The 24,736-nt window shown below is 65.4% G+C and carries 19 protein-coding genes and 4 pseudogenes; 15 read left to right on the forward strand and 8 right to left on the reverse strand.

Going from position 1 to position 24,736, the window contains the following annotated elements:
• Positions 1-101: 101 nt before the first annotated feature.
• Entirely contained in the window at positions 102-1,457 is a 1,356-nt protein-coding gene (gene dnaB, locus RDV55_RS04740) for a replicative DNA helicase (protein WP_111823248.1), read from the reverse strand.
• A 341-nt stretch (positions 1,458-1,798) separates the two neighbouring features.
• On the opposite strand from dnaB, the gene RDV55_RS04745 reads away from it, so the two are divergent.
• The 5 genes from RDV55_RS04745 to rplI all read left to right on the forward strand — a co-directional run bounded on the left by RDV55_RS04745 (position 1,799) and on the right by rplI (position 5,147).
• Entirely contained in the window at positions 1,799-3,172 is a 1,374-nt protein-coding gene (locus RDV55_RS04745) for an MATE family efflux transporter (protein ID WP_111823249.1), read from the forward strand.
• A gap of 265 nt (positions 3,173-3,437) precedes the next feature.
• Positions 3,438-3,728, forward strand: coding sequence for a 30S ribosomal protein S6 (gene rpsF, locus RDV55_RS04750; RefSeq protein ID WP_111823514.1), 291 nt, complete (start codon positions 3,438-3,440; stop codon positions 3,726-3,728).
• Between the two features lie 35 nt (positions 3,729-3,763).
• Entirely contained in the window at positions 3,764-4,330 is a 567-nt protein-coding gene (locus RDV55_RS04755) for a single-stranded DNA-binding protein (RefSeq protein WP_003791437.1), read from the forward strand.
• Positions 4,331-4,424: 94 nt separating this feature from the next.
• Entirely contained in the window at positions 4,425-4,667 is a 243-nt protein-coding gene (rpsR, locus tag RDV55_RS04760; protein WP_003791435.1) for a 30S ribosomal protein S18, read from the forward strand.
• Positions 4,668-4,688: 21 nt separating this feature from the next.
• Positions 4,689-5,147 (forward strand): 50S ribosomal protein L9, encoded by a 459-nt coding sequence (rplI, locus tag RDV55_RS04765; protein WP_111823250.1) that lies wholly within the window; start codon positions 4,689-4,691, stop codon positions 5,145-5,147.
• A gap of 459 nt (positions 5,148-5,606) precedes the next feature.
• Here rplI and RDV55_RS04770 read toward each other — a convergent pair whose 3' ends face one another.
• The 3 genes from RDV55_RS04770 to RDV55_RS04780 all read right to left on the reverse strand — a co-directional run bounded on the left by RDV55_RS04770 (position 5,607) and on the right by RDV55_RS04780 (position 11,222).
• A complete protein-coding gene (locus tag RDV55_RS04770) occupies positions 5,607-7,979 on the reverse strand; it encodes a transglycosylase domain-containing protein (protein ID WP_111823251.1) in 2,373 nt (790 codons plus the stop codon).
• A 142-nt stretch (positions 7,980-8,121) separates the two neighbouring features.
• The gene (gene gnd, locus RDV55_RS04775; RefSeq protein ID WP_111823252.1) at positions 8,122-9,588 is read right to left on the reverse strand and encodes an NADP-dependent phosphogluconate dehydrogenase; all 1,467 of its coding nucleotides are present in this window, start codon (positions 9,586-9,588) and stop codon (positions 8,122-8,124) included.
• Between the two features lie 107 nt (positions 9,589-9,695).
• On the reverse strand, positions 9,696-11,222 hold the full coding sequence (locus RDV55_RS04780; RefSeq protein WP_111823515.1) for a CCA tRNA nucleotidyltransferase: 1,527 nt from the start codon (positions 11,220-11,222) through the stop codon (positions 9,696-9,698).
• Between the two features lie 147 nt (positions 11,223-11,369).
• Between RDV55_RS04780 and RDV55_RS04785 the strand changes: the two genes are divergently transcribed.
• The 8 genes and pseudogenes from RDV55_RS04785 to RDV55_RS10515 all read left to right on the forward strand — a co-directional run.
• Positions 11,370-11,903: an NUDIX hydrolase gene (locus RDV55_RS04785; RefSeq protein ID WP_245907648.1), complete on the forward strand. Its 534-nt coding sequence runs from the start codon at positions 11,370-11,372 to the stop codon at positions 11,901-11,903.
• A gap of 7 nt (positions 11,904-11,910) precedes the next feature.
• On the forward strand, positions 11,911-14,349 hold the full coding sequence (locus tag RDV55_RS04790; RefSeq protein WP_281267694.1) for a DUF6049 family protein: 2,439 nt from the start codon (positions 11,911-11,913) through the stop codon (positions 14,347-14,349).
• Positions 14,346-17,360, forward strand: a complete 3,015-nt coding sequence (gene murJ / locus RDV55_RS04795) for a lipid II flippase MurJ (RefSeq protein ID WP_111823254.1) — start codon at positions 14,346-14,348, stop codon at positions 17,358-17,360. Before RDV55_RS04790 ends, murJ begins: the two co-directional genes overlap by 4 nt.
• Positions 17,361-17,378: 18 nt before the next feature.
• The gene (trxB, locus tag RDV55_RS04800; protein ID WP_111823255.1) at positions 17,379-18,416 is read left to right on the forward strand and encodes a thioredoxin-disulfide reductase; all 1,038 of its coding nucleotides are present in this window, start codon (positions 17,379-17,381) and stop codon (positions 18,414-18,416) included.
• Positions 18,413-18,844, forward strand: a complete 432-nt coding sequence (locus tag RDV55_RS04805) for a YchJ family protein (RefSeq protein ID WP_111823256.1) — start codon at positions 18,413-18,415, stop codon at positions 18,842-18,844. The genes trxB and RDV55_RS04805 overlap by 4 nt, the downstream gene beginning before the upstream one ends.
• A 20-nt stretch (positions 18,845-18,864) precedes the next feature.
• Complete coding sequence (locus RDV55_RS04810) at positions 18,865-19,506, forward strand: phosphatase PAP2 family protein (RefSeq protein ID WP_111823257.1); 642 nt, start codon at positions 18,865-18,867, stop codon at positions 19,504-19,506.
• A 409-nt stretch (positions 19,507-19,915) separates the two neighbouring features.
• The gene (locus tag RDV55_RS04815) at positions 19,916-20,419 is read left to right on the forward strand and encodes an EXLDI protein (RefSeq protein ID WP_245907650.1); all 504 of its coding nucleotides are present in this window, start codon (positions 19,916-19,918) and stop codon (positions 20,417-20,419) included.
• Positions 20,420-20,571: 152 nt separating this feature from the next.
• Positions 20,572-20,712, forward strand: a pseudogene (locus tag RDV55_RS10515) (hypothetical protein); the annotation flags it as partial.
• A gap of 41 nt (positions 20,713-20,753) precedes the next feature.
• On the opposite strand, the gene RDV55_RS04820 reads toward RDV55_RS10515, so the two are convergent.
• Positions 20,754-20,942, reverse strand: a complete 189-nt coding sequence (locus tag RDV55_RS04820) for a transposase (protein WP_111823259.1) — start codon at positions 20,940-20,942, stop codon at positions 20,754-20,756.
• Positions 20,943-20,995: 53 nt separating this feature from the next.
• Positions 20,996-21,280: pseudogene (locus tag RDV55_RS04825) on the reverse strand (transposase); the annotation flags it as partial.
• A gap of 21 nt (positions 21,281-21,301) precedes the next feature.
• Here RDV55_RS04825 and RDV55_RS04830 point away from each other — a divergent pair.
• Positions 21,302-21,756 (forward strand): annotated as a pseudogene (locus tag RDV55_RS04830) (ISL3 family transposase); the annotation flags it as partial.
• Between the two features lie 197 nt (positions 21,757-21,953).
• Here the strand turns inward: RDV55_RS04830 and RDV55_RS04835 are convergent.
• Complete coding sequence (locus RDV55_RS04835) at positions 21,954-22,868, reverse strand: SDR family NAD(P)-dependent oxidoreductase (RefSeq protein ID WP_165835844.1); 915 nt, start codon at positions 22,866-22,868, stop codon at positions 21,954-21,956.
• Between the two features lie 111 nt (positions 22,869-22,979).
• Positions 22,980-23,111 (reverse strand): annotated as a pseudogene (locus tag RDV55_RS10520) (hypothetical protein); the annotation flags it as partial.
• Between the two features lie 185 nt (positions 23,112-23,296).
• On the opposite strand from RDV55_RS10520, the gene RDV55_RS04840 reads away from it, so the two are divergent.
• The gene (locus RDV55_RS04840; RefSeq protein WP_111823261.1) at positions 23,297-24,724 is read left to right on the forward strand and encodes a cryptochrome/photolyase family protein; all 1,428 of its coding nucleotides are present in this window, start codon (positions 23,297-23,299) and stop codon (positions 24,722-24,724) included.
• Positions 24,725-24,736: the final 12 nt, after the last annotated feature.

Genomic DNA, 24,736 nt, shown 5'->3' on the forward strand with positions numbered 1-24,736 from the left:
CAAGCACCACCAAAAAGACCACACCCACCGCCAGCAATCAGCGACTAACGGAAACGCGGGAAGCAACCCGGGCAGGGCCCCGGCCTCGTGCAAGACTCCCGCTATTCGCCTCCGCCGCCGGGCTCCGGGCGACCCGTGTAGTTGACGAAGCGCGCCATGTCGCCCTGGAAGAGCGCCGTGACGGTAGCGGTCGCGCCCGCGCGGTGCTTGGCGACGATGATGTCGGCCTCGCCGGGCCGATCTTCCTTGTCGTAGTAGTCGGGGCGGTGCAGCAGGATGATGATGTCGGCGTCCTGCTCGAGCGAACCGGACTCACGCAGGTCACTCATCATGGGCTTGCGGTCGGTTCGGCCCTCGGAGTTACGGTTCAGCTGCGCGACCGCGATGACCGGGATGTCGAGGTCCTTGGCCAACAGCTTGAGGTTTCGCGACATCGCGGAGACTTCCTGCTGACGCGACTCGACCTGGCGGCCGCTCGTCATGAGCTGCAGGTAGTCGATGACGACGAGGCCCAGGTTCTCCTGCTGCTTGAGGCGGCGGCACTTCGATCGGATCTCGGAGATGGTGATGTTCGCGGAGTCGTCTACGTACAGGGGTGCCTCGCTCATGCGCGAGGTCGTTTCGGCGACCTTGCGCCAGTCGACGTCGCTCATCTTGCCGGCCTGCATCTTGGACAGGCGCACGCCGGACTCGGCGGAGAGCATGCGCATCGCGATTTCCTGCGAACTCATTTCCAGCGAGAAGATCAGCGATGTGATGCCGTGCTTCATGGACGCCGATCGGCAGAAGTCCAGGGCGAGCGTGGACTTACCCATGGCGGGTCGGGCTGCGACGATGATCATCTGGCCGCCGTGCAGGCCCTGGGTGAGTTCGTCGAGGTCGGTAAAGCCGGTCGGCACGCCGTTGAGCTTGCCCTGGTTCTTCTCGATGTCTTCGAGCGCGTTGAGGATGTCCGAGCTCATCTGCGTCATGGACACATAGTCGGTGGTCTCGCGCCCGTCGGAGACGGCGTAGACCTCGGCCTGGGCCTGATCGACGATCTCATCGACGTCGCCGCCTGCATCCGCGTAGCCGAGCTGGACGACGCGTGTGCCCGCAGTGACGAGGCGACGCATGATGGCGCGCTCGCGCACGATGCGCGCGTAGTAGGCGGCGTTCGCGGCGGTGGGCACGGAGGCGATGAGGCTGTGGAGGTAAGCGGCGCCGCCCACCTTCGACAGGACGCCCGCGCGCTTAAGTTCGCCGGCAACGGTGATCGCGTCGGCGGGTTCCGCGCGGCCGTTGAGTTCGACGATGGTGTCGAAGATTGTCTCGTGACTGGGCTGGTAGAAATCCTGCCCTCGCAGCATCTCGGACACCACGTTGGCAGCTTCCGTCGTCAGCATCATGGATCCGAGGACGCTCATCTCCGCGTCGATGTCCTGTGGCGGGACGCGGTCGAACTGGTCGTCGGACATCGTGATCCTCTCGGGTGCGGGGGCTTTCCTGGACGAGGCCGGGGCTGGGCTGCGTGCCGCGAGCGCGGTCGGAAACCCTGTGGATAGAGAGCCTTCAGGCGAAGACTAACGCGTTGTAGGCGTTTACGCGACCGACGCTGTGCACGGATATGTGCACACGTTGTGGATAAGCTGTGCACAACGCCGATTATGCCTGTGTACAACGCGAAATAACCGATCTGTCAGGGCAGATATGCTCATCACAGTCACATCGTTGTCATTCTTGGAGCCGTCTAGAATTTCCCAGTGCACGGCTTTCCACAGGCCTGTGCACACATTGTGGAAAAGAATCGGAGCGTGTCATGACGAGCACACAGGGACCCAGCGGCCCGACCCCACCCTCCCGACGTGAGGAGGCCTCGGCCTCGTCGACCCCGACGATCACCACGCGCATGATCCTGGCCCTCGCGCTGCCCTCCCTGGGCGCTCTCATCGCTGAACCGCTGTTCACCGTCATCGACTCCACGATGGTCGGCCACCTGGGCACTCCGGAGCTCGCGGGGCTGGGCGTGTCCTCGACCGTTCTCAACACGACGGTCGGTCTCTTCATCTTCCTGGCCTACTCGACGACCTCCCTGGCGGGGCGCCACCTGGGGGCCGGGCGCCGAGATCTCGCTATCCGCTCGGGCGTGGAAGCCATGTGGCTGGCCGGGGGCCTCGGCCTTGTCGCCGCGGTCCTTCTGACGTTCTTCGCCTCTCCTCTGCTGACCTGGCTGGGTGCCAACGAAGCGACGATGCCCCACGCCCTGGGCTACCTGCGCGCATCCGCACCCGGACTCGTCGGCATGTTCGTCGTCCTGGCGGCCACGGGCACCCTGCGAGGGCTTCAGGACACGCGCACCCCGCTGATCGCGGCCTCCGTGGGAGCCGCCTTCAACGCGGGCGCGAACTGGGTGCTCATGTACCCCCTCGGCCTGGGTGTCGCGGGATCCGGCCTGGGCACCGCCATCACGCAGGCCCTTATGGCGTTCTTCCTGGGCTGCATGATCGTGCGCGCCGCGCGCCGTGAGGGCGTGAGCCTGCGCCCCTCCACGGACGGCCTGTTCGGGGCGGCACTGGAGGGAGCGCCCCTGCTCGTGCGAACCCTCGCTCTGCGCATCGCGCTCCTGGCGACTCTGAGTGCGGTCACCGCGATCTCGACACAGGCCCTGGCCGCCCACCAGATCGTTTGGACACTGTGGACCTTCGCGGCCTACGTCCTGGATGCCCTCGCGATCGCCGCCCAGGCGCTCGCCGGATTCACGACCGGCACGGGCGAGCGCGGAGCCATGCGCCCACTCCTGCGCATACTGTCTCGCTGGGGAGTCTCTTTCGGTGTGGCAGTGGGCGTCGTCCTGGCAATCACCGCGCCCTGGATCACGCGGATCTTCACGACCGATCAGACAGTTATTGACTACGCGACCGTCGCCATCATCGTCGGTTCCCTTTTTCAGCCCGTCGCAGGCTACGTGTTCCTCCTGGACGGCGTCCTCATCGGCGCTGGCCGCGGCCGATACCTGGCCGTCGCCGGGATCATCAACCTGGTCGTGTACGCACCCCTGCTGTGGGTCATCGCCCACTCCTCCTCGCTCGCCGCGCGCCCCTCACTGGCCCTCGCGATGGTCTGGCTTGCCTACTCGGCCGTCTACATGGGCATGCGTGCGCTCACCAACGGGCTCGGCGCCCGCTCCCTGTAGTCGATCGACGAGGCCGGGGCAGGCCTCGTCCCCACCCCCGGTTTCGCTTGACTTCCCGGTTCCTGGCAGGGCTGGACCAGGCCTCGCGCCGAGGGTCCGCATCGTGACCGGACACGCCCTAGCGAAGAAGCTCCCACCCGTGTAAAGTGGGTAGCTGGATTGTCCGCACCCGCGGCCGGTCCGGCAGGCCCTCACGGGCCATACGCAACGCCCTCCTGTCACGGACCGTCCGTGACCGTAAAGACCATAGGAGGTGGGAACCAACGTGCGTAACTACGAACTGATGGTGATCCTCGATCCTTCGATCGACGAGCGCACCGTCGCCCCCATGATGGAGAAGTACCTGGCACCCGTTGGTGCTGACGGCGGATCCGTCGAGAACGTTGACGTCTGGGGCAAGCGCCGCCTTGCTTACGACATCCTCAAGCGTTCTGAGGGCATCTACGTCGTCATCGACATGACCACGACCCCCGAGGTCGCTCTCGAGATCAACCGCCGCATGGGCATCGACGAGACCATTCTCCGTACGAAGCTCCTGCGCCCCGACGCTCACTGAGCCGACACCACACCCTCTAAGCCCGAGGAGCCGACATGGCCGGAGATACCGTCATCACTGTCATCGGTAACCTGACCGCTGACCCCGAACTGCGTTGGACGCAGTCCGGTGCCGCAGTCGCGGATTTCACGGTGGCCTCCACCCCCCGAACCTACGACCGTAACGCCGGTGAGTGGCGCGACGGCGACACCCTCTTCATGCGCTGCTCCGTGTGGCGCGAGACCGCTGAGAACGTCGCCGAATCGCTGCGCAAGGGCATGCGCGTCATCGTTCAGGGACGCCTCACCCAGCGCTCGTACGACACCCAGCAGGGTGAACGTCGCACGGTCGTTGAGCTGCAGGTCGACGAGGTCGGCCCCTCCCTGCGTCGCGCACGCGCGCAGGTCACCCGCACCGCCCCCTCCGGTGGCGGCGGCTACCAGTCCGACAACCGCGGCCAGCAGGGCGCGCCCCAGCAGGGCGGCGGTTACGGCGGCGGCCAGGGTGGATACGGCCAGGGTGGCGCCAACTACGGCGCACCGACCGGCGGCTCCCCCGAGGACCCGTGGCGCAGCGCCCCTGCTGGCGGTGCCACCTCCTTCGGCGACGAGCCCCCGTTCTAAAGTCGCGCGCCCCGGCACCAACGCCGGATAGCGCCACGTCGAAGACAACACGCTTGGGGCGGCACAGTCCGCCCGGATTCACTAGGAGACCATCATGGCGAAGCCCCAACTTCGCAACAAGCCCATCAAGAAGAAGGCCAACCCGCTGAAGTCGGCCAAGATCGAGAAGATCGACTACAAGGACACCGCTCTGCTGCGTAAGTTCATCTCGGACCGTGGCAAGATCCGCGCTCGCCGCGTGACCGGTGTTTCCACCCAGGAGCAGCGCAAGATCGCTCGCGCCGTCAAGAACGCGCGTGAGATGGCCCTGCTGCCCTACTCCACGACCGGCCGCTGATAAGGGAAGGACACAGCTGATATGGCTACCACGAAACTGATCCTCACCCACGACGTTCCGAAGCTTGGCCACGCCGGCGAGGTCGTCGAGGTCAAGGCTGGCTACGCCCGTAACTACCTGGTCCCCCGCGGCTTTGCCGCCAAGTGGACCGCTGGCGCGCAGAAGCAGATCGACCAGATCGCCGCTGCTCGTCGCCGCCACGAGATCGCCACGATCGATGACGCTCGCGCCGTGCGCGACGCCCTCCAGGGTGCCGTCGTTGAGATCGCGGGCAAGGTCGGCAACTCCGGCCGCCTGTTCGGCGCCATCTCCGCTGCCGCGATCGCTGACGCGGTCAAGGAGCAGCTGGGCCAGACCATCGATCGTCGTCGTGTCATCATCGCCTCGCCCATCAAGGCCGTTGGCGACTACACGGTGACCGTCGGCCTGCACACCGAGGTGTCCGCGAACCTCAAGGTCCGCGTCTCCGCCGCGAAGTGAAGGCACGCATCGGTTGAATGCTGAAGGGGTGGCCCCCGCCTTACGGCGGGGGCCACCTTTTTGCTACGCCCACATCGGCGCGAGAGGCCTGTTGCGGGCCCGGGCCCTTAAAGCGCGCGGGAACAGAGAACAGGTGGCGCGAGCTCATCATGCACTCACACGCGGATAGGTTGTGCGAACGCGGATAGGTTATTCACTTGCGGATAGGAAATTAAGCTATCCGGATGTTCATAAGCTATCCACATCGTCGTTTCCTATCCGCGTGCGTATCACTGATCAAACTGTCACGGCGAGGATCTACACACGCATCGTTGCACCAGCAACACGGCGCGCATACGACACAGCGAGAAACACACAATGGCACCATGCCGGATATAGCCCATCAGAGCCGTGAACCCACACGCACCGCGGGCCCCGAGGAAAGCTCCTCGGGGCCCGCTTCGGCGCTAGGACGCGCGGCTAGTTTCTTCGGCCGCCGTTGTTGTTCCCGCCGTTGCCGTTGTTGGGACCGTTAGCGCCGTTCCCGTTCCCATTGCCGTTGCCGTTGTTGGGACCGTTACCGCCGTTCCCGTTCCCATTGCCGTTCCCATTGCCGTTGCCGTTGCCATTACCGTTGTTCCCGTTATTGGAACCGCCACCGTTCTGAGAATCCTCAGTGGGCTCGGCGGAGGGCGTCTCCGTCGGCGTGGGCGTCTCGGTGGGCGCCGGGGCGGACTGCGGGGCCTCGGTCGTCGCACTCGGCGTGGGCGTAGGCGCATTGTTGTGCACCTTACGGTTCGACTCGACCTTCCAGGGGAAGTCGTCGCCCGGCAGGTTCGCGGTCGCGGGCTTCATGTAGTCGATCCACACGTCCACGGGCCAGTCGCCGCCGTGGAACTGACCAAGGCCACCGACATCATCGAGGGGCACGGAGTTGCCCGCGTCGTCGGACTGGTACATCGACACGGCGGTGACCATGCCGGGCACGAAGCCCACGAACTGAGCGGAAAGCTGATCGGAGGACGTACCGGTCTTACCGGCGGTCACCAGGCGCGCGATCGAGTTGTCAACACGGTTAGCCGTGCCCTCGCCCTTCGTGACGGCCTCGAGGGCCGGCATGATCGAGGAGATCTCCTCGACCTCGAACACGCGCTTGGGAGCCACGTCGCCGCTGAAAAGCAGCTTATTGTTCGAGTCCTCGACCTTCTTGACGATGTGGGCAGTGACGCGCTCGCCACCGTTCGCGATTGTCGAGTAGGCGGTCGTCAGGTCGATGTTGTGCGGCGAGGAGGGGCCCAGGACGTTCAAGAGTTCCTCGTTCAGGCCGACCGTGTCCTCGGGGATACCCGCGTCGATAGCCGCCTTCAGCGTATTCTCCGGTTCGACATCGTCGTTCAGGCCCACGTACACCGTGTTCATCGAGTATGCGGTCGCCTTCACGAGGGTCACGTTGCCAAAGGAGTAGCCGCCGTCGTTGGAGACGGGTGTGCCCATCCCTCGGAAATACTGGGGCGACTTACCCGAGTAGGTGTCGTACACGGTGCCACCCAGGCGTGCGTTCGCCAGGAGGGCGAAGGGCTTGAAAGCCGAGCCGGCCATCGCGATATCCTGCGTGACGGCGTTCTGCTGACGCTTCTCGAAGTCGGCACCCGCATACTCGGCGAGGATCTCGCCCGTGGCCGGATCCATGGAAGACAGAGCGACGTGCTGGTACGTGGGATCCCAGCCGTCCACCTCGTTCATGCCCTCAGCGGCTGCGACGGCCTGATCCTGGTGCTCCTTGACAATCGTCGCGGTGATGCGCAGACCACCCTGGCTGATCTTGTCCTCGTCGAACTGGCCGGAGGCGATCAACTCCGCCTTCACCTGGGCCATCAGGTATCCGGTCGTACCGGCCATCGACGCACTGTTGAGCGTATCGGGGTCGATCGTCTCGGGGAAGACCGCCGCATCCTTCTCGGCCTGCGTGATCCAGCCGTCCTCGACCATGAGGTTCAGGTCGCGCTCCCAGCGCTCCTTCGCCTTGTCGGGGTTGACGGCGGGATCCCAGGCCGAGGGCGCGGGGATGACGGCGGCCAAGAGGGCCGACTCGGACAGGGTCAGCTGATCGGCACCGTGCCCGAAGTAGGCCTGGGCGGCAGCATCAATGCCGTAGGCACCACGACCGAAGTAGATCGTGTTCATGTAGGCGCCGATGACCTCATCCTTGGACTTCTCGCGGTTGATCTTAATCGCAAGGACGGCTTCCTTGAGCTTGCCCGTGTAGGACGTGGTCTCACCGATGTAGTAGCGCTCCACGTACTGCTGGGTGAGCGTCGATCCACCCTGGCGGGCACCGCCACGCAGGTTGTTGACGAGTGCGCGGAGGATGCCCTTCAGGTCGACACCGGAGTTCGTGTAGAAGGTGCGGTCCTCGGAGGCCACGATCGTCTTGGACACGTAGTCGGGCAGCGTCGTCGTATCGATGATCTGACGGTTGATGTCGCCCAGGGTCCCCATCTCCGTCGTGCCGTCGGCGTAGTAGACGGTGGTCTTCTGCGCGAGAGCCAGGTCGTCCGGCGCGGGCACGGTCAGCGTGTTGTAGAGGTACAGGAACACGGCCATTCCGGCAATGAATGCACCCAGGAAGATAGTCAGAATTCCGAAGCCGATGCGCTTGGCCCACCGGAACCTCTTCTTCTTCGCGGGGCGCTTCTTTCCGGCCGAGGGAGCTGAGGCAGCCTTTCGGGATGAGTGCGACGCAGCAGCGGCGCGTGCAGCACGTCGCGACGGCAGGCCGTGGTGCCCTGCCACACCCGAGCCACGAGGCTCCATGATGTCATTCCAGTCAGACTGTCCGTTATTACTAGCCACTATTCGCCCTTTCAGCGGATTGGTCTACACCTAGCGTAACTGTCTTTCCTGAAAGAACCACATAGTATGCGCTGCAACACAGGGAGTGGGTGCGTTGGCGGCGCACCCGCCCCCCTGTCGCGGAACACGCCGCGTGATCAGGTCAGGACCACTGCTCTTCGGGACGACCATCGGCCGCCCACAGGGTGTGGAAGACACCCTCCTTGTCGACCCGGTGGTAGGTGTGCGAGCCGAAGAAGTCGCGCTGACCCTGGATGAGGGCGGCCGGCAGGCGCGTCGCCCGAATCTGGTCAAAGTAGGCCAGGGAGGAGGCGAACACGGGGATCGGAACGCCGGCGAGGGCGGCCTGGGCCACGACGCGGCGCAGCGCGGGCGTGCACTCCTGGAAGCGTGTCGCAAACGGCTCGGCGGCCAGCAGCAGCGGCAGATCCGGATCGGCCTCGTAGGCGCGGGTGATGTCGTCGAGGAAGGCGGCACGGATGATGCAGCCCGCGCGCCAGATGCGAGCCAGGGCGCCCTTGTCGATACCCCAGCCGTATTCCTTCGCGCCGGCCTCGATCTCGTCGAAGCCCTGCGAGTAGGCAACGATCTTCGAGGCGAAGAGCGCGCGTCGCACGTCCTCGATGAACGCGGCCCGGGCCTCGTCCGACTCGATGACGAGCGCGGTAGCGTTGCCCGCGAGCGCCTGGCCGGCCGCACGCTGGGCGGGCTCGGAGGATGCGCCGCGCGCGAAGGTCGCCTCGCCAATCGCGGTGACGGGGACCGCCAAGTCGAGGGCGGTCTGCACCGTCCACTTACCGGTGCCCTTCTGCGAGGCGGCGTCCACGATGAGGTCGACGAGCGGGCGGCCCGTCTCGGCGTCCACCTGGCGCAGGACCTCGACGGTGATCTCCATGAGGTAGGAGTTGAGTTCGCCCTCGTTCCAGGTGGCGAAGATGTCAGCGATCTGCCCCGGCGTCGCGCCCAGGCCCTCGCGCAGGAGGGTGTAGGCCTCGGCGATGACCTGCATGTCCGCGTACTCGATGCCGTTGTGCACCATCTTCACGAAGTGGCCGGCGCCGTTCGCGCCGATGTAGGTGGAGCAGGGCACGCCGTCGTAGGTGCCGGCGATCGCCTCGAACATGGGGCCGAGGCGCTCGTACGAGGCCGGGCTGCCGCCGGGCATGATGGAGGGACCCCACAGGGCACCCTCCTCGCCACCGGAGACGCCGGCGCCCACAAAGTGCAGGCCGCGCTCGGCTGCCCACTTCTCGCGGCGGATCGTGTCGGTAAACAGGGAGTTACCGCAGTCGACGATGATGTCGCCCTTGTCCATGAGAGCGGCGAGCTGTTCCATGACGGCGTCCGTCGCGGGACCAGCCTGGACCATGATGATGGCGACGCGGGGCGCCCGCAGGGAGGCGACGAAGTCCTCCAGCGAGGACGAGGGAACGAAGGTCGCCTCGTCGCCGTGCTGAGCCATGAGCTTCTCGGTGCGAGCCGGGGTCCGATTGAAGACGGCGGTCGCGTAGCCGTTACGTGCCAGGTTACGGGCCAGGTTCGCGCCCATGACACCCAGGCCGTACACGCCGATGTCGGCCGATGCCTTCTCGGGGGTAAACGTACTCATGCGATAACTCTCCTAACGAATAGTTGAATTATTCCCAGAGTACGGCGGCATTACCGGGACCGCACCGTGCGCGGACGTGACGATTGTCGCCCACAGGCGTCTCGGACCTACTCCTGGGCCTCACGGGCGGCCTTCGCGGCGGCCTTGCGGGCCTTCTTTTCCGCGACCTTCGCCTCCCAGTGGGCCTGCTGGGCCTGGTACTCCTGCGCCAGGGCGCGCACGTCGTCGGATGCCCACCACTCGAGAAGCGCCTGACGGGCGGCCTCCTCGCCCAGTGGTCCGCGCTCCATGCGCAGCTCCAGCAGGTAGTCGCGGGCGATCTTGACGGCGCGCGAGGGGCGCAGACCCAGGATCTCCATGATCTGGTCGCCGTCGAGGTCGGGGCGGATCGCGTCGAGCTCCTCCTGTTCGCTCAGGGCGGCGATCCGGTTTTCGAGGTCGTCGTATGCGGAGGACAGGAAGTTGGCCTTACGCCGGTTGCGGGTCGTGCAGTCGGCGCGCGTGAGGCGATGCAGGCGCTCGAGGAGCTCGCCCGCGTCGGCAACGTAGCGGCGTACCGCGGAGTCGGACCAGGCGGCCTCGCCGTAGCCGTGGAAGCGCAGGTGCAGCGCGACCAGGTTACTGACGGCCTCAATCGTCGCCTTATCGAAGTGCAGGGCCTTCATGCGCTTGCGCGTCATCTTCGCGCCCACGATCTCGTGGTGGTGGAAGGACACGGTGCCGTTGGGTTCAAAGCGACGGGTCGCCGGCTTGCCGACGTCGTGCATAAGAGCCGCGAAACGCAGGATGAAGTCGGGGGCGGGGACCGGGCCGTCCGGTCCGGTCTCGAGGTCCATCGCCTGCTCGACGACGGTGAGAGTGTGCTCGTAGACGTCCTTGTGGCGCTTGTGCTCGTCGACGGTCGAGACGAGGCCGGCGACCTCGGGCAGGACGACCTCGGCAACGCCCGTGTGGACCATCAGCTCGATGCCGCGGCGCGGGTAGGGCGAGATGATGAGGCGCTCGAGCTCGGCGCGGATGCGCTCGGCTGAGACGATCTCCAGGCGCGAGGCCATGGTCTCCATCGCGTTCATGACGTCCATGTCGACGTCGAGGCCAAGCTGGGCGGAGAAACGCGCGGCGCGCATGATGCGCAGCGGATCGTCGTCGAAAGACTGCTGGGCGGACACGGGGGTGCGCAGGTTGCCGTCAGCGAGGTCGGTGAGGCCACCGCACGGGTCGACGAGGACCATCTGCGGCAGGCGCATCGCCATTGCGTTGACCGTGAAGTCGCGGCGCGTCAGGTCGCCCTCGAGCGTGTCACCGAAGGTCACCTCGGGTTTGCGCGAGCCGATCTCGTACTCGTCGGTGCGGTAGGTCGTCACCTCGACGACCAGGTCGCCGCGGCGACCACCGATTGTGCCGAACTCCTTGCCGATGTCCCAGGTGGCGTTACCCCACTGAGCAAGGAGTTCCTCGGTGTGCTCGGGGCGTGCGGAGGTCGTCATGTCGAAGTCGTGCGGAGTCACGCCCAGGAAGGCGTCGCGCACCGGTCCGCCGACGAGCGAGATCTCCTCCCCAGCCTGGTCAAAAATCGTGCCGAGTTCCATAATTGCCGGCGGGAGCGCCGCGAAGGTCCTCGTGGCGTTCGCCATGAGGGTAGGAATGTCCGTCGTTCCGGCGTTTTGCGCGGTCACGGGGCCATTATTCGGGGAAGCTGACTGGGTACTCATCGCCCCTAAGCATGCCAGGAAAGAGCCCTGGCCGACTACCGGGGGCCGCGCACCGGCTAAAGTGGAGTCATGCCTGCACGTCCAGTTGACCGCCGAGGCGGGGTGCCCAGACCCCCGCGTCGGTCCGCTTCTGTACGCGCTGGCCGCTCTCACCTGCCGATTTCCGCGGAAACCAGCGCGGGCGGCATCGTGGTCGATGTGCGTGACGGAATTCCCTATGCGGCATTGATCGCGCGGCGCAATCGAGCGGGCCGCATCGAATGGTGTCTGCCCAAGGGGCACCTCGAAGGTTCCGAGACCCCCCAGCAGGCAGCGCTGCGTGAGGTGGCCGAGGAAACCGGCATCCAAGGACGCATCATCCGCCACCTCGCGTCGATCGACTACTGGTTCTCCGGCAACGACCGCCGTGTCCACAAGGTCGTTCACCACTACCTGATGGGCTACGAGTCCGGCACGATCACCGTCGAGCAGGATCCGGACCATGAGGCCGAGGAGGCCGCGTGGGTGCCGCTGCGCGACGTGTCGCGTCAGCTTGCCTACCCCAACGAGCGTCGTATCGTGCGCATCGCCCTGGACCTGCTGTATCGGGGTAGCCGTGACTAGGCGCGCCGTGAGGGTAGCCGCCCTATGCGCGGCGATGGCTCTTCCCTTCGGCCTCGGTCTGAACGAGGCCGGGGCCACCCCGCTGCCCGCCGTCACCTCGCAGTCCGACGCCTCGCGCCCCGCAGTCATGGGGACAGCTAGCGAGGAATCCGGGCTCACCATCTCGATCAACTCGCTGTCACCGCGCATTATCACCAGCGAGAACGAAGTGGTTGTTTCCGGCACCGTCCGCAACGATTCTCCCACAACGCTCGCGAACATTTCCCTCGAGGTGTTCGTCGGCAACGAGACGCCGATCTCGGTAGCCGCACTGACGACGGCGCTGTCCGAGGACGAACCCGATGCCACGCACACCGCGACCTCCGCGCTCACCGATGTCATCCGCGGCGCAACGGTTTCCTTTGAAATCCGTATCCCCACCTCTGCCCTTCCCCTGACAGACGCGACCGAGTGGGGTCCGCGCGTCATCACCGTGGCCGCCAACTCCGGGGAGTACTCCGGCAAGGACCGGTCCATCCTCGTGTGGGACTCCGGTGCCCAGGTCTCAGCCTCGCGCGTGAGTGCCGTGGTTCCCTGGACCTCGCCGAGCGCCACCCAGGACCAGGCCGAACGATCCGCAGTCCTGAACCTGGCCTCCAACTCCGGCGTGACTCTCGCCATCGACCCGCTGCTCATCCCGCGCGGACCGCAGCCAACAGCGTCGCCGAGTCCCTCGCCCGATTCCGACGACTCCGACGCCGAATCCGGACAATCCAATCAGTCCGACGCCGAATCCGGGCAGTCCGGCGCACCCACCGCCGCTCCGAGCGCGTCCTCCTCCCCCACCCCGACTCCCGCGCCCACGGCAACAGATCCCGCTCAGCGATCGCGCGACCTGCAGTCGGAGGCCTTCGTGTCTGCCCTCATGGGAACCGCGAACGAAATCATCGCCCTACCCGACGGTGACGCCGACCTCGGTGCCCTCGCTCTGTCGGGCAACGCGAGCTTCTGGGCGCGCGCCTCCAACTCCATCGCGGGCTTCCCGTCGTCCCTGCGCGAGGCCGGATGGGTGGCCCCCGCGCCCTCGACGGGGTCGCCGAGCCCCTCGCCCTCGGCGAGCGCCACCGAAACCCCCAGCCCCAGCCCGACCGCGAGCGCCGCCGGACAGAGCGCCGCCGGACAGAGCGCCACCACGACGACCTCGCCCGACACAGGCCCCACTATCCTGCGCAACGTCGCGTGGCCAGCCGACACGACCTTCGGCACGGCGTTCCTATCGAACTACGCGTCGCCCGACCAGATCGCGATCGCCCCATCCTCGGCGCTCACCCCCGCCGAAGAGGTCACGTTCACCTCCTACGCGCGAGTGAACATCGACACCTCGACGGGCGAGACGGCAACAGATGGAACCGGGGCACGAACGCTCGCGCAGCAGGCCGACCTCGCCTCGATCCTGTCGTGGAACGCCTCCGGCGGCGACGAGCTCGATGCCGAGCAGACCCTGACCGCGATCACGGCGATCATCGCGCGGGAACGCCCCTCGTCATCGCGCACGGTCTTCGCGGCGGCCGCGCGTGGCACGGCCGTCAACGAGTCACTCACCAAGCGCATTAATGCCCTGTTCTCTCCGCGTTGGGTCTCCGCGCTGTCCTTCACGGAGATGTCCACCAGCGAGCCGACCGACGTCGACCGGCAGACCGTCGGAGCGGGCACGCTCGACGCCGACATCTCTTCCGCGATCACAGCCATGGCCTCGTCCCTGACCATGCTCGAGCCCCTGGCCAACGCGACCGACGATCCCGATGCCGTGTACGACTCGGTCACGCCACAGATTCTGCCCGCCCTGTCTGCCCAGCTGACCCCGTCCGAGCAGCTCGACTCGGCGACGGCGATGACCTCCCAGGTCACGGGCATGCTCTCAGCCGTGACCGTCGAGCCCTCCTCGGCCGTCAACCTCATCAACAAGTCCGCGAACTTCCCCGTCCTCGTGCGTAATAACCTGCCCTGGCCGGTGCGCGTCGGCGTCACCCTCGTGCCCGACGACCCGCGACTGCGCGCCACCCCGGCGCTCGACCAAACTCTGGCCGCGCAGGGTGCCACGACCATCGAGGTCCCAGTCGGCGCGATCGGCAGTGGCGACATCGAGGTGACGTACAAGGTGACGACCCCGGACGGCACAGTCCTCGACGACTCCCGTACCGTGACCGTGCGCATGCGCGCCGGGTGGGAGGATGCAATCACAGCGGTCATCGCTTCCCTCTTCGGCCTACTCTTCCTGGTCGGCATCATGCGTTCGCTGCGCAAGAGGGGTACCCCCAAAGCGCTGGCGTCCTCCGAGGGATCCGCGCGGGCGACGACGCAGGCGGACTCTGGGGCCGGCCCCGGCACCGATGGCACCGACGAGGCATCGGCCCCGGCGAACGACAACACCGAAACAGAGACGGCAACGACGAAGGAGACTCCATGAGCTCGAACACGCCTCGCCGATCGATCCTGAGGGCATCGGCGCTCATGGCGTCGGGCACCATGGTGTCGCGCATCCTGGGCTTCATCCGGAACGCGATGCTCATCGCCGCGGTCGGCGCGACCGCCGGCGGCGTGGGCGCGGCCTTCCAGACGGCGAACACACTGCCCAACACCGTGTTCAACCTGCTGGCCTCGGGCATCTTTGACGCGGTCCTCGTCCCGCAGATCGTGGGCGCGATCAAGCGCCGCCACGACGGTGACACCTACGTCAACCGCCTGCTGACTCTCGCGGGGACGCTCCTCTTCCTCGTTACCTTCGCGACGATGGTGCTAGCTCCCGTACTCGTCATGATCACGGCCGCCGGCTACACCGATGACATTCGCAACCTCGCGATCCTCTTCGCGCTGCTATGCCTGCCGCAGCTCTTCTTCTACGGGCTCTACAACCTGCTGGGCGAGCTCCTCAACGCCCGCGAGATCTTCGGGCCCTACATGTGGGCACCGGTCATCAACAACGTCGTGGGCATCGCGGGCCTCGGCGCATTCCTCGCAATCTGGGGCGGTGCACCCGACGGTGGCATCCCCGCGGGCGATCTGACCCATGCGCAGTTCTGGGTCCTCGCCGGATCGGCGACCCTGGGCGTCATCTGCCAGGCGCTGTGCCTGCTGTGGCCGATGCGCAGGGCGGGTGTGTCCTTCAAGCCTGACTTCCACTTCCGCGGCACCTCCTTCGGGTCGATGCCCCGCGTCGCAGGATGGACGTTTGCGACCCTCGGTGTTTCCCAGGTCGGTGTCCTGTCGACCAACAACCTGGCCGCCATGGCCGACGGCTTTATCGGCCATGGCGGCGCACAGGGCGGCGTCGTTGGCATTCTGGCCTACTCGACGGCCTTCATGATCTTCATGGTGCCCCAGTCGCTCATCACCGTGTCTCTGACGACAGCGATCTTCACCCGCATGGCAGGTGCCGTTGCCGACGGCGATGACAGGGCGGTGGCCGACAGCTACCACCTGGGCGTGCGTACGATCACCTCGCTGACCCTCGTTGCGGCGGCCATGCTGATGGCCGGCTCCGTCCCGATGATGGAGATCGCTATGGCCGCGAAGGGCGGAGATCCCGCAGCCGTCACCGGCTATGCCCTCGTCCTCACCTCTCTGATGCCCGGCGTCGCGTCGACCGGCATGGTCCTCATGAGCCAGCGCGTCTTCTTCGCCTACGAAAACGTCAAGCCCGTGTTCCTCATGGGTATTGGCCCCACGATCATCCAGGTTATTCTCGGCTGGTCGCTGTACGCCGTGACCGGTGCACGCTGGTGGGTGGTCGCTGCCGCCCTCGGTGAAACAGCCTGCCGCCTCACGCAGGGCGTGATCGCCATCGTCTGGGTCTCGCGCGAGAATAGCTTCGTTGACCGCGCTGGACTCCTGCGCTCCTACGTCGCCTACCTGGGCGCAGCGATCATCGCTGGCTTCGTCGGATTCGGTGTCCTGTGGCTCGTGGGCATTCACACGGACATCTCCTCGACACTGGGACGCATGCTGCTGGCGGGCGTCAAGCTCTCCGTCGTCTCTGCGGTGACCGGCCTCGCCTACCTCGTCGTTTTGCGTGTCGCTGCCCCCCGCGAGTCCGAGGTAATGATGCGCCCGCTGCTGACGCGCCTGCGCGTGCCAGCCCCTGTGGTGAACATCCTGGCAGCGTCTTCCACCCCGACAGCTGAACCAACTGCGATAATGGCGGGACACACACCCGACGAGACGGAGGAACCGATGGCTCCCACGCCCGAACGTACCGGCGACGAGAAGAAACTGCCGTCGTTCGACGAGGTGATCTCTGCCTCGCCGATTCCCGCTCCCCCGGTGTCACCCGCCTCGTCGAGCGACGAATCGGTCGATGTTCCACCGATTCCACTGCCCGACGTTGATCCCATTCCCGCGCCCGACGCCGATCCGATCCCCGCGCCCGACGCCGAGCCCATTCCCGCACCCGATGAGGACCCCATTCCCGCACCCGACAACGCTCCGATGGCCCAGTCCCTCGCGGCACTGGGCGTCGAGCCCGTCACCGGTGCCATGGACAGCGCCGAGGTTTCGTCCTCTCCCTTCCCGCTGGCTCCCCCGCCGCCCGCTCCCGCGGCCAGCGGCTACGAGCGTGACGGCGAGGTGAACCCCGCGAACTACCCGCACCCCGAACCCCTCGCTGACGCGCCCGTGACGCACCAGATTCCCCGCGTGCAGCCGGTAGTCGAGTCGGCCATCCCCGCCCCTCCCGTCGAGGATCCAACCGAGGTCATGGACTCCGTTCCCCCGATCCCCGCGCCGCCTGCTCAGGGCGCCCCGGCCTCGCCCACGGAGGAACAAACCAAGCCCCAGCGCTCCGACAAGCTGATCGACCCCACGCGACCCGCTCTCATTTTCGGCGTCGTGCTGTTTCTCTTTGGCGCGATCTGGGGTCCGTGGATGGCGACACGACCTGTCACCGATCTGGATCTCGGCCAGTCCCTGCGTAACGGCGTGGCTGCCCAGGAGTCCGGCGAGGAGCCCGCACCCGGGCTCACGACGACCCCTCCCCCGACGGAATCCGTGACGCCCACGATCTCCTCTGTCCAGGTCCTGTCCTGGAACAACGACGACGGCGACCACCCGGATCGCGCGATCAACATGATCGACTCGAACCCGTCGACGTCCTGGTCCTCGCGCTGGTTCGACAACAACCAGTTCCGCGACGAGACCTCCGTGACGATCGTCGTCAAGCTGCAGGCGAAGGCCACCGTCTCGTCGGTGACGCTCAACATGGACCCGGCGACATCGGGCGGCGAACTCGTCGTGCGCAACGTCACGGACCCCGCAAACCCGCGCGGTGGAACAGAGCTGATGATTTCTACGTTGTCTCCGACGACCACGATTCAGCTCCCGACCCCTGTCGAAACCGACTCAATTGCGCTGCAGTTCCGTTCGATGCCCAAGGGCCAGGATGGCCGCAACTGGGTCTGGATCTCCGAACTAACCGTTCAGTAACCCCTAAGGAGGGTACGCATGTCTTTCGTGACGATTCCCGGCCTTGTCACGGCCGATAACACCGATTCAACTCCCGAGGCCGTCGAGGTCCAGATCCCGTCGACCGAGGTCCCGGAAGGCACCACCATTCACGACGTCGTCATCGTCGGTTCGGGTCCGGCCGGCTACACGGCCGCGGTGTACACGGCCCGCGCCGGGCTCGCCCCCATCGTGCTCGCCGGCCAGCTGGCTGCGGGGGGCGCGCTCATGAACACGACCGAGGTCGAGAACTTCCCGGGATTCCCCGAAGGAATTCAGGGCCCCGAGCTCATGGACAACATGCGTGAGCAGGCCGAGAAGTTCGGCGCGGACGTTCGCTACGAGGACGTCGTCGCCGTCAACTTCGGGGGTGACGTGAAGGCAGTGGCGACCGAAGACGAGGTCTTCTACGCGCGCGCCGTCATCCTGGCGACCGGCTCGGAGTACCGTCACATGAACGTCCCCGGCGAGGATGAGTTCTCCGGCCGCGGTGTTTCCTACTGCGCGACCTGCGACGGCTTCTTCTTCAAGGATCGTCGCCTGGCCGTCATCGGCGGCGGCGACTCCGCGATGGAGGAAGCCACGTTCCTCACGAACTTCGCGTCCGAGGTTGTCGTCGTGCACCGTCGCGACGCCTTGCGCGCCTCGCGCGTCATGGCCGAACGCGCCCTCAACAACCCAAAGATTTCCTTCGAGTGGAACGCGACCGTCGACGAGGTCCTGGGCGACGAGGCCGTGACCGGTCTGCGCCTGGCCTCCACGGTCGACGACTCGACCCGCGAGATCGCCGTGGACGGTGTGTTCGTCGCGATCGGCCACCTGCCCCGCACGGGCTTCCTGCGCGGCCAGGTCGCCCTCGACGAGGCCGGCTACATCACGGTCAACGAGCCGTCAACGCGCACCTCCGTCGCCGGCGTGTTTGCCTGTGGTGACGCCGTGGATCACACGTACCGCCAGGCCATCACAGCCGCCGGTTCGGGCTGCCGCGCCGCACTGGACGCGGAGCGCTGGCTGGCCTCCCTGGGCGATCACGCGTGACCTCTTCCCTCTCTGCCGCCGGCGCGTCCGGTGCCGGTGTGCCCCGGCCTCGTACCTGCCCGTGTGGGTCGGGCGCGATGCTGGCCCAGTGCTGCGGGCGCTACCTGGACGGCGAGGCCGCTCCGACCGCCGAGGCGCTCATGCGGTCGCGCTACACGGCCTTCGCGCTGCGCGACGAGGACTATCTATTCCGCACCTGGCACCCGCGCACACGCCCCGCTCCCCCATACTGGGTGGAGGGGACGCGGTGGACAGGTCTGGAGATTCTCGAGGCCGAGGCCGGGGGTCCCTCCGACGAGGAGGGCACCGTGACGTTCGTGGCCTCGTGGCGTGACGCGGTGACCGGTGAAACCGGGCAGATGCGCGAACGTTCGCGCTTTTCGCGCCGAGCGGGGCGCTGGGTGTACGAGTACGGCGCAAACGACTGACACTACGGTAGGATTTCACTATGATTGCTCGTCGACTTACCTCACCCTCCGTCATCGTCGGGGTCCTCCTCGTCGCTGCGGTCGCCGTTGCCGGCGGATTCATTTCGAATCCGCTGCCGATCGACACCACGGTGTGGTCTGACTTCATTGCGTCGCGCTCGCCCGCGATCAACACGTTAATGGCGGGCGCGTCGTGGGTCTTCGATCCCAAGCGTGCGGTGGTCCTGGCGCTGATCATTGCGGGTGCCGTGTGGTGGTTCCTGAAGAAGGCCATGCATGCCCTGTACATCCTGGGGTCGGTGGCCTTGTCTACCACGAATAGCTTCATCATTAAGCACGTCTACGAGCGTCCTCGTCCCGACGAGGCGCTGCGCCTGATCACCGAGGACGGCTACTCCTTCCCGTCGGGTCACGCGACGGCCGTGACCGCACTCTTCGTATCGCTCGCCCTGGTTCTGACGATGACGCGCGTCGGTCGACGCCTCCGCTACCTGCTGTGGGCGGCGAGTCTGACGCTCATCGTGTTTATCTGCGTGACTCGCCTGTACTTGGGTGTCCACTGGGTCACCGACGTGATCGCCGGCTTTAGCGTGGGTCTGGGATCCTCCATGATTCTTGCACCGTTCATGATTGGGCCAAACGCCCTGAAGTTGTTCCGCTAGTCGTCGGGACTGATACGTTGCCGGGAGCGCCCGGGGCCGTGGCCCCGGGCGCTCCCGTATGCGCTGCATCCCGTTGGGCCCCGCGAGAGCCACGCCCGGGATGTTGGTGCCGAATGCGACAGCGTAGGTACCGTTGCGCACTCCAATAAGGGAGTAGTTGCCGCGTCATGCGCTTCGTAGTTTCGCCACTGCGGGTCAGTTTTCACACGCTTGCAGTTGTTCAACAAACAATCTTCCACACGGTTTATACACAACTGTGGACAAGATTGTGCACAAATACCGCGGCGTAGGCTCTTCCCCTCGATCCTGTACGCGCACCCAGCATGGCGTGTGGGTGACCCACAGTGACCGGTCGGTTGGTCATTCGTCGGCTCTTGACACTCGCGTCAGTATGTGTATAGTTATGTACATGCCTACGCGTAACGTATACGTTTCAGACAGCGACGTGAGCCTCTTTTCCGAGGCGGGAACAATCGCGGGAAGCCTGTCGGCTGCCATCGTCGAGGCTCTTCGCGACTACGTGAACAAGCACCACCGCCTCACCGACGGCTTTCAGGAGATCGAACTCAAGCTATCGACGGATGGCGTGGATCGCCGCGTCACGTTCACTGGTCGGCGTGTGGTGCGCCTGAGGCGACCCGATCCCGAGGGGACGCGCATCGACACGGTCTACCTCACCGCCAAAGGCCAGCTGGCGGTGGCAACGAAGGTTCACAGGACGCTGCCGGAATGGTCCAACCAGGAGGATATGTGGTCCGACCCCAAGACGTGGCGTCGTGACTTCTGGGTTGTCGGAGATAAGACCCTGAGCGTCTATCCGGACGTTGAGCGCCTCTCGCAGGCGGATTCGCTCCTCGCCCAGCGAGTCGAAGCTGCCCTCAAGGTCTCTGCCGTTGAGGTGCTGGACATCTGACCGCTCGGGCGCGGCCGTCCCGTGGGCGCACCGCGATCCTGGTCGCGGCATACAACAAGACCCGCAACCGGTTGGTTGGTTGCGGGTCGGCGGTGGCCCTCAGTGAGTTCCATGCGAAAGAAGTCGAGCCGCTGCTACAGTTCCTGGCCACCATGGACCGAAGGCTCGAAGAGGAACCCATATCTACAGTATCGCACAAATTGCAATGGAAAACTAGGATACAGCACTATAAAACACTAACCAGGGCAGAGCAAGACGAAATATGCCACTTATATTCCACTGGCACACTAATTGCGACAATCTGCTCAAAGTTCAGCATTTCAAGGACAACCGTTCATCGAATCTGGCGTCCGCCCTGCTCCACGGCACGCACCCAGTTACGCAACGCCTCAGGATTGACCCCCAACTGGCCGCCAACACGCTTGATAGCACCCTTGCGGCTAGTAGGATCGGCACGAGCCTCCAACGCTATACGCGTCGCACGCTCACGCAACTCCAACGAGTACTTACGCTGACCAGACATCCCAAACCCCCAATCCGGCCTAAGCCACTCTCCACAATACCCGGGACGCAACAACCATCCATCGCGACGATCTCAATGTGCTCACGCCACGTGTCGGGCTGGGCGGGCAGCCAGGTTTTGAAGACCTGCTTGGAGCGGCCTGGGACCATGTCCAGGAGCCGGGAGGGGCCGCTGCGATCGCGGATGGGCGTCACGTCCAAGATAACGGTGACGTACCTGTCCTGGTGCGGGGTGTGGTGCCACACGTGTTCATCCACGCCGCTGATGCGCACGCCGTCGAACCGAGTTGGATCATTGATCAGTAGACGCTGGCCTTTACCCAGGACAGCGGTGTTGGCGGCTCTTCCGAGTTGAGTGTGGGTGATCCCCTTTATCAGATCCGCAATCTCTTCCGAGCCTCACGCACGCAGGCTCACCCCACGCCAAGCAGGAACGACTCCGCGCAGCCTTCACGGAAGATCAGGCACACATCCGTGTCAAAGTCGCCTACCACTGCGCCCAGCACGTGCGAGACGCCTTCCATCAAAACACACCCGCCCAAGGCCGACGCCTGGCCGCACACCTCGTCGAGAGCCTACCAACGTGTCCCATCCCCAACATCGCCCGACTGGGCCGAACCCTGCGCACATGGAAGGACGCATTCTTGGCATACTTCGATACTGGCGGAGCCAGCAACGGCCCCACAGAAGCCATCAACGGAATCATCGAACTAGGCAGACGAATCGCCAGAGGCTACCGCAACCCCACCAACTACCAACTCCGAATGCTCCTCATCGCAGGAGGCTTAGACGCCTCCACCCACACTCAACTCTGAAGACCCCGCAAACCGTGTGTTCGTGCTGGTCGCGATGGGTCTATCGGACATCGAAGCGGTCGCCTGAACCCTGCGTTGTGGACTCTCGTGGCGAGTCTGTCTGCTCACCACCCGCACTGCCGAGGGCACCATGATCTCGCGTTGAGTGTGGCGGCTGGTGTCTGTGATGTCAGCGGGGTGGTCGACCCGATTGTCGGTCACACCTCGTTGTTGCGAGCGGCCGCGCGCCGGCCCCAGTGGGTGAGTCTGCGCACGACAGGTGACACGCTAAGCTTCGATCCCTTGACTGGCACAGTATTTCCCGTCGCCCTGGGCAGAAACCTGTTGGCGATCCCCATCACCCGGGTCGTGGTGCCCGGCATCAGGCCGCGCACCCGATACGCCATCCACGCCAGCGGAGTGATAGTCACCAAAGGCTTCCCCGCCAAGACACCATCGACCATACGCCGAGCGGCCCGCGTGGAGTTAGCCGAGATCAAAGGCGCTGAGGCTGCCACGCTAAACCAATTGTGTTCGGCAGTGGCGTTGCCAATGAAGGCGGCCTGGTCGTGGGAACCGGTGCGCATAAGTCCGGGAACGATGCTCGTCGCCGTCACGCCGGTGCCCACCAACTCAGCGGCCAGCCCGTCAGTGAAGCCCAGAGCTGCGAACTTAGCTGTGGAGTATGGCAGGAGATGAGGCGGGCTCACGACGCCGCCCACGGAGGCGACCACGCCGATGTGTCCACGACGACGCTCCCGCATCGACGGAAGAACGCTCCACGCCACGTTGATGGGTCCCTTGGCCATGATGTCGAGCGCTTGATCGAAGTGCTCCAATTCTACGTCTGCGGCAGGCCCCACCTGAATGATGCCGGCCACGTGAATCGCCACCTCGATGGGGCCATAGCCATTCGAAATCTCGTTGACCACGCGCTGCACGCCCTCGCGGTCAGTGACGTCCATGATGTGGATGGATACACGTTCCTTGAACTCGGACGCTGCACGCTGTAGAGCAGCCTCGTCACGAGCGCACAAGGCGACGTGATGGCCACATCGATGAAGCTGCCGAGCAATCTCCAGTCCGAGGCCACGCGAACCGCCAGCAACAAGCGCAACGGGCACGACGGTCATCAGGGGTCCCCTCTCTGTTGTGCTATGAAACTCAGGACGATCCTCACGGTGCCATCGTCGAGACCAAAGTTGATCCAAGCTACCACACCTGTGTCTCGGGAGCGCATCTTGTGACTCAACCTCGCCCTCAACCACCTCAACGCGCTGCCGTACAGAGGACTCCAGCTTCGACGCGTCGCGGACCAGCACCCGAATCGACCAGCCCTCGTTCAGCAGACGCTCCATCACCAGAGGGCCGACGTGTCTTGTGGCACCAGTCGCCTGTCAAGTACGATTACCAATGACGATACAGTGCCTGAACGCAACACTCTGCGCCCGGGTTTGGGTGGACCCCTTCCTTGATCGAGAGCAGCGGCCGTTGAACCTCCCATCCTTCACCAACACGATCGCCGGCCAACTCTTTCACTGAACCCTCTCAAGGACCATCGATGACCACACTGATTTGGCTTCGCGACGACCTCCGTCTGGCTGACCACCCGGCCCTGACGGCCGCCTGCTCGGGAGCACATGGACCCGTGGTGGCACTGTGGATCCACGAAACCCGCAGGACCGATGAGGACAACAATCGGCACGGCCCGCGCCCACTCGGTGCGGCCACCCGGTGGTGGTACCACCGCAGCCTGCAACAGCTGGCGCCGCGGCTTGCCGACCTGGGCATTCCACTCGTCTTCGCCCGTGGTGATGCCGCGAGCATCGTGCGCCGAGTCGTGGCCACCTTACAACCTACCTTCGTGCACTGGACACGACGCTACGCCCCGGCAGCCTGCCGATTGGACGCCGCCATCAAGGAAGAGTTGAAATCCCGCGCCGACGTGCACAGCCATCCCGGCAGCCTGCTCGCCGAACCCTGGCTGATGAGGACGGCCAGCGGCTCCCACTACCAAGTTTTCACACCCTTCAGCCACGCCGTAGCCGACCTGCCCCTCGCTCCCCTCCTGCCCGAGCCCCCACCTGTCGACGAGCCGGACGGTGCGGCCACAGCCCTCGCCACGTTGCGGGAGGACGGTGTCCTGCAGAATTTAGAGGATCTTGGCTTGCTCGACGACGGCCCCGCCTGGTGGGAAGACACCCTCGCACAGCACTGGGAGCCCGGTGAATTGGCAGCCCGGGAGCAACTGGACGCCGTCGACAACTGGTTGCCCGGCTATGCCAAACGCCGTGACCTGCCCGGGGAAGAAACCTCCACCAGCAGAATCTCTCCGAGGCTGCGGTGCGGCGAATTATCGCCGCGCCAAGCCTTGGCCGCAGCCCGTAGCAGCACGGCCGCGGGCGAGGATATCACCGCTTGGACCAGGCAACTCTACTGGCGCGAGTTCTGCTGGCACCTACTCCACCACCGCGAACAGCTAGAGGACACCCCCATGCGTCCAGCTTTCGCGCAATTCCCCTATCATCCCAACGACCACCTGGTGCGAGCCTGGCGACACGGCCGCACCGGCATCGACCTCGTCGACAGCGGAATGTGGCAGCTGTGGCAGACAGGCTGGATGCATAACCGGGTGCGCATGGTCGCTGCATCGCTGTTCACCAAGAACATGCTCCAGCCATGGCAAGATGGCGAGCAGTGGTTCTGGGAGACTCTCGTGGACGCAGACGAGGCGAACAATCCTGTCTCTTGGCAGTGGGTGGCCGGCTGCGGCGCGGACGCTGCGCCCTACTTCCGTGTCTTCAACCCTGAACTCCAGCGCACCCGGTTCGACCCGCATAGCAGCTACGTCAAGCGCTGGACCCCGGAGGGACTCGCTCGGCCTGTCGTGCCTATCGTCGACCTGGCCGAGTCGCGACGCGAGGCGCTCGCCGCTTACGAGCAAGTACGTGCGGCATCCGCAGCCCGTGCCAGGCCTCAACGTGGCTAATGTGAGTGTCCA

The sequence above is a fragment of the Schaalia odontolytica genome, from assembly GCF_031191545.1.
GTDB lineage: Bacteria > Actinomycetota > Actinomycetes > Actinomycetales > Actinomycetaceae > Pauljensenia > Pauljensenia odontolytica.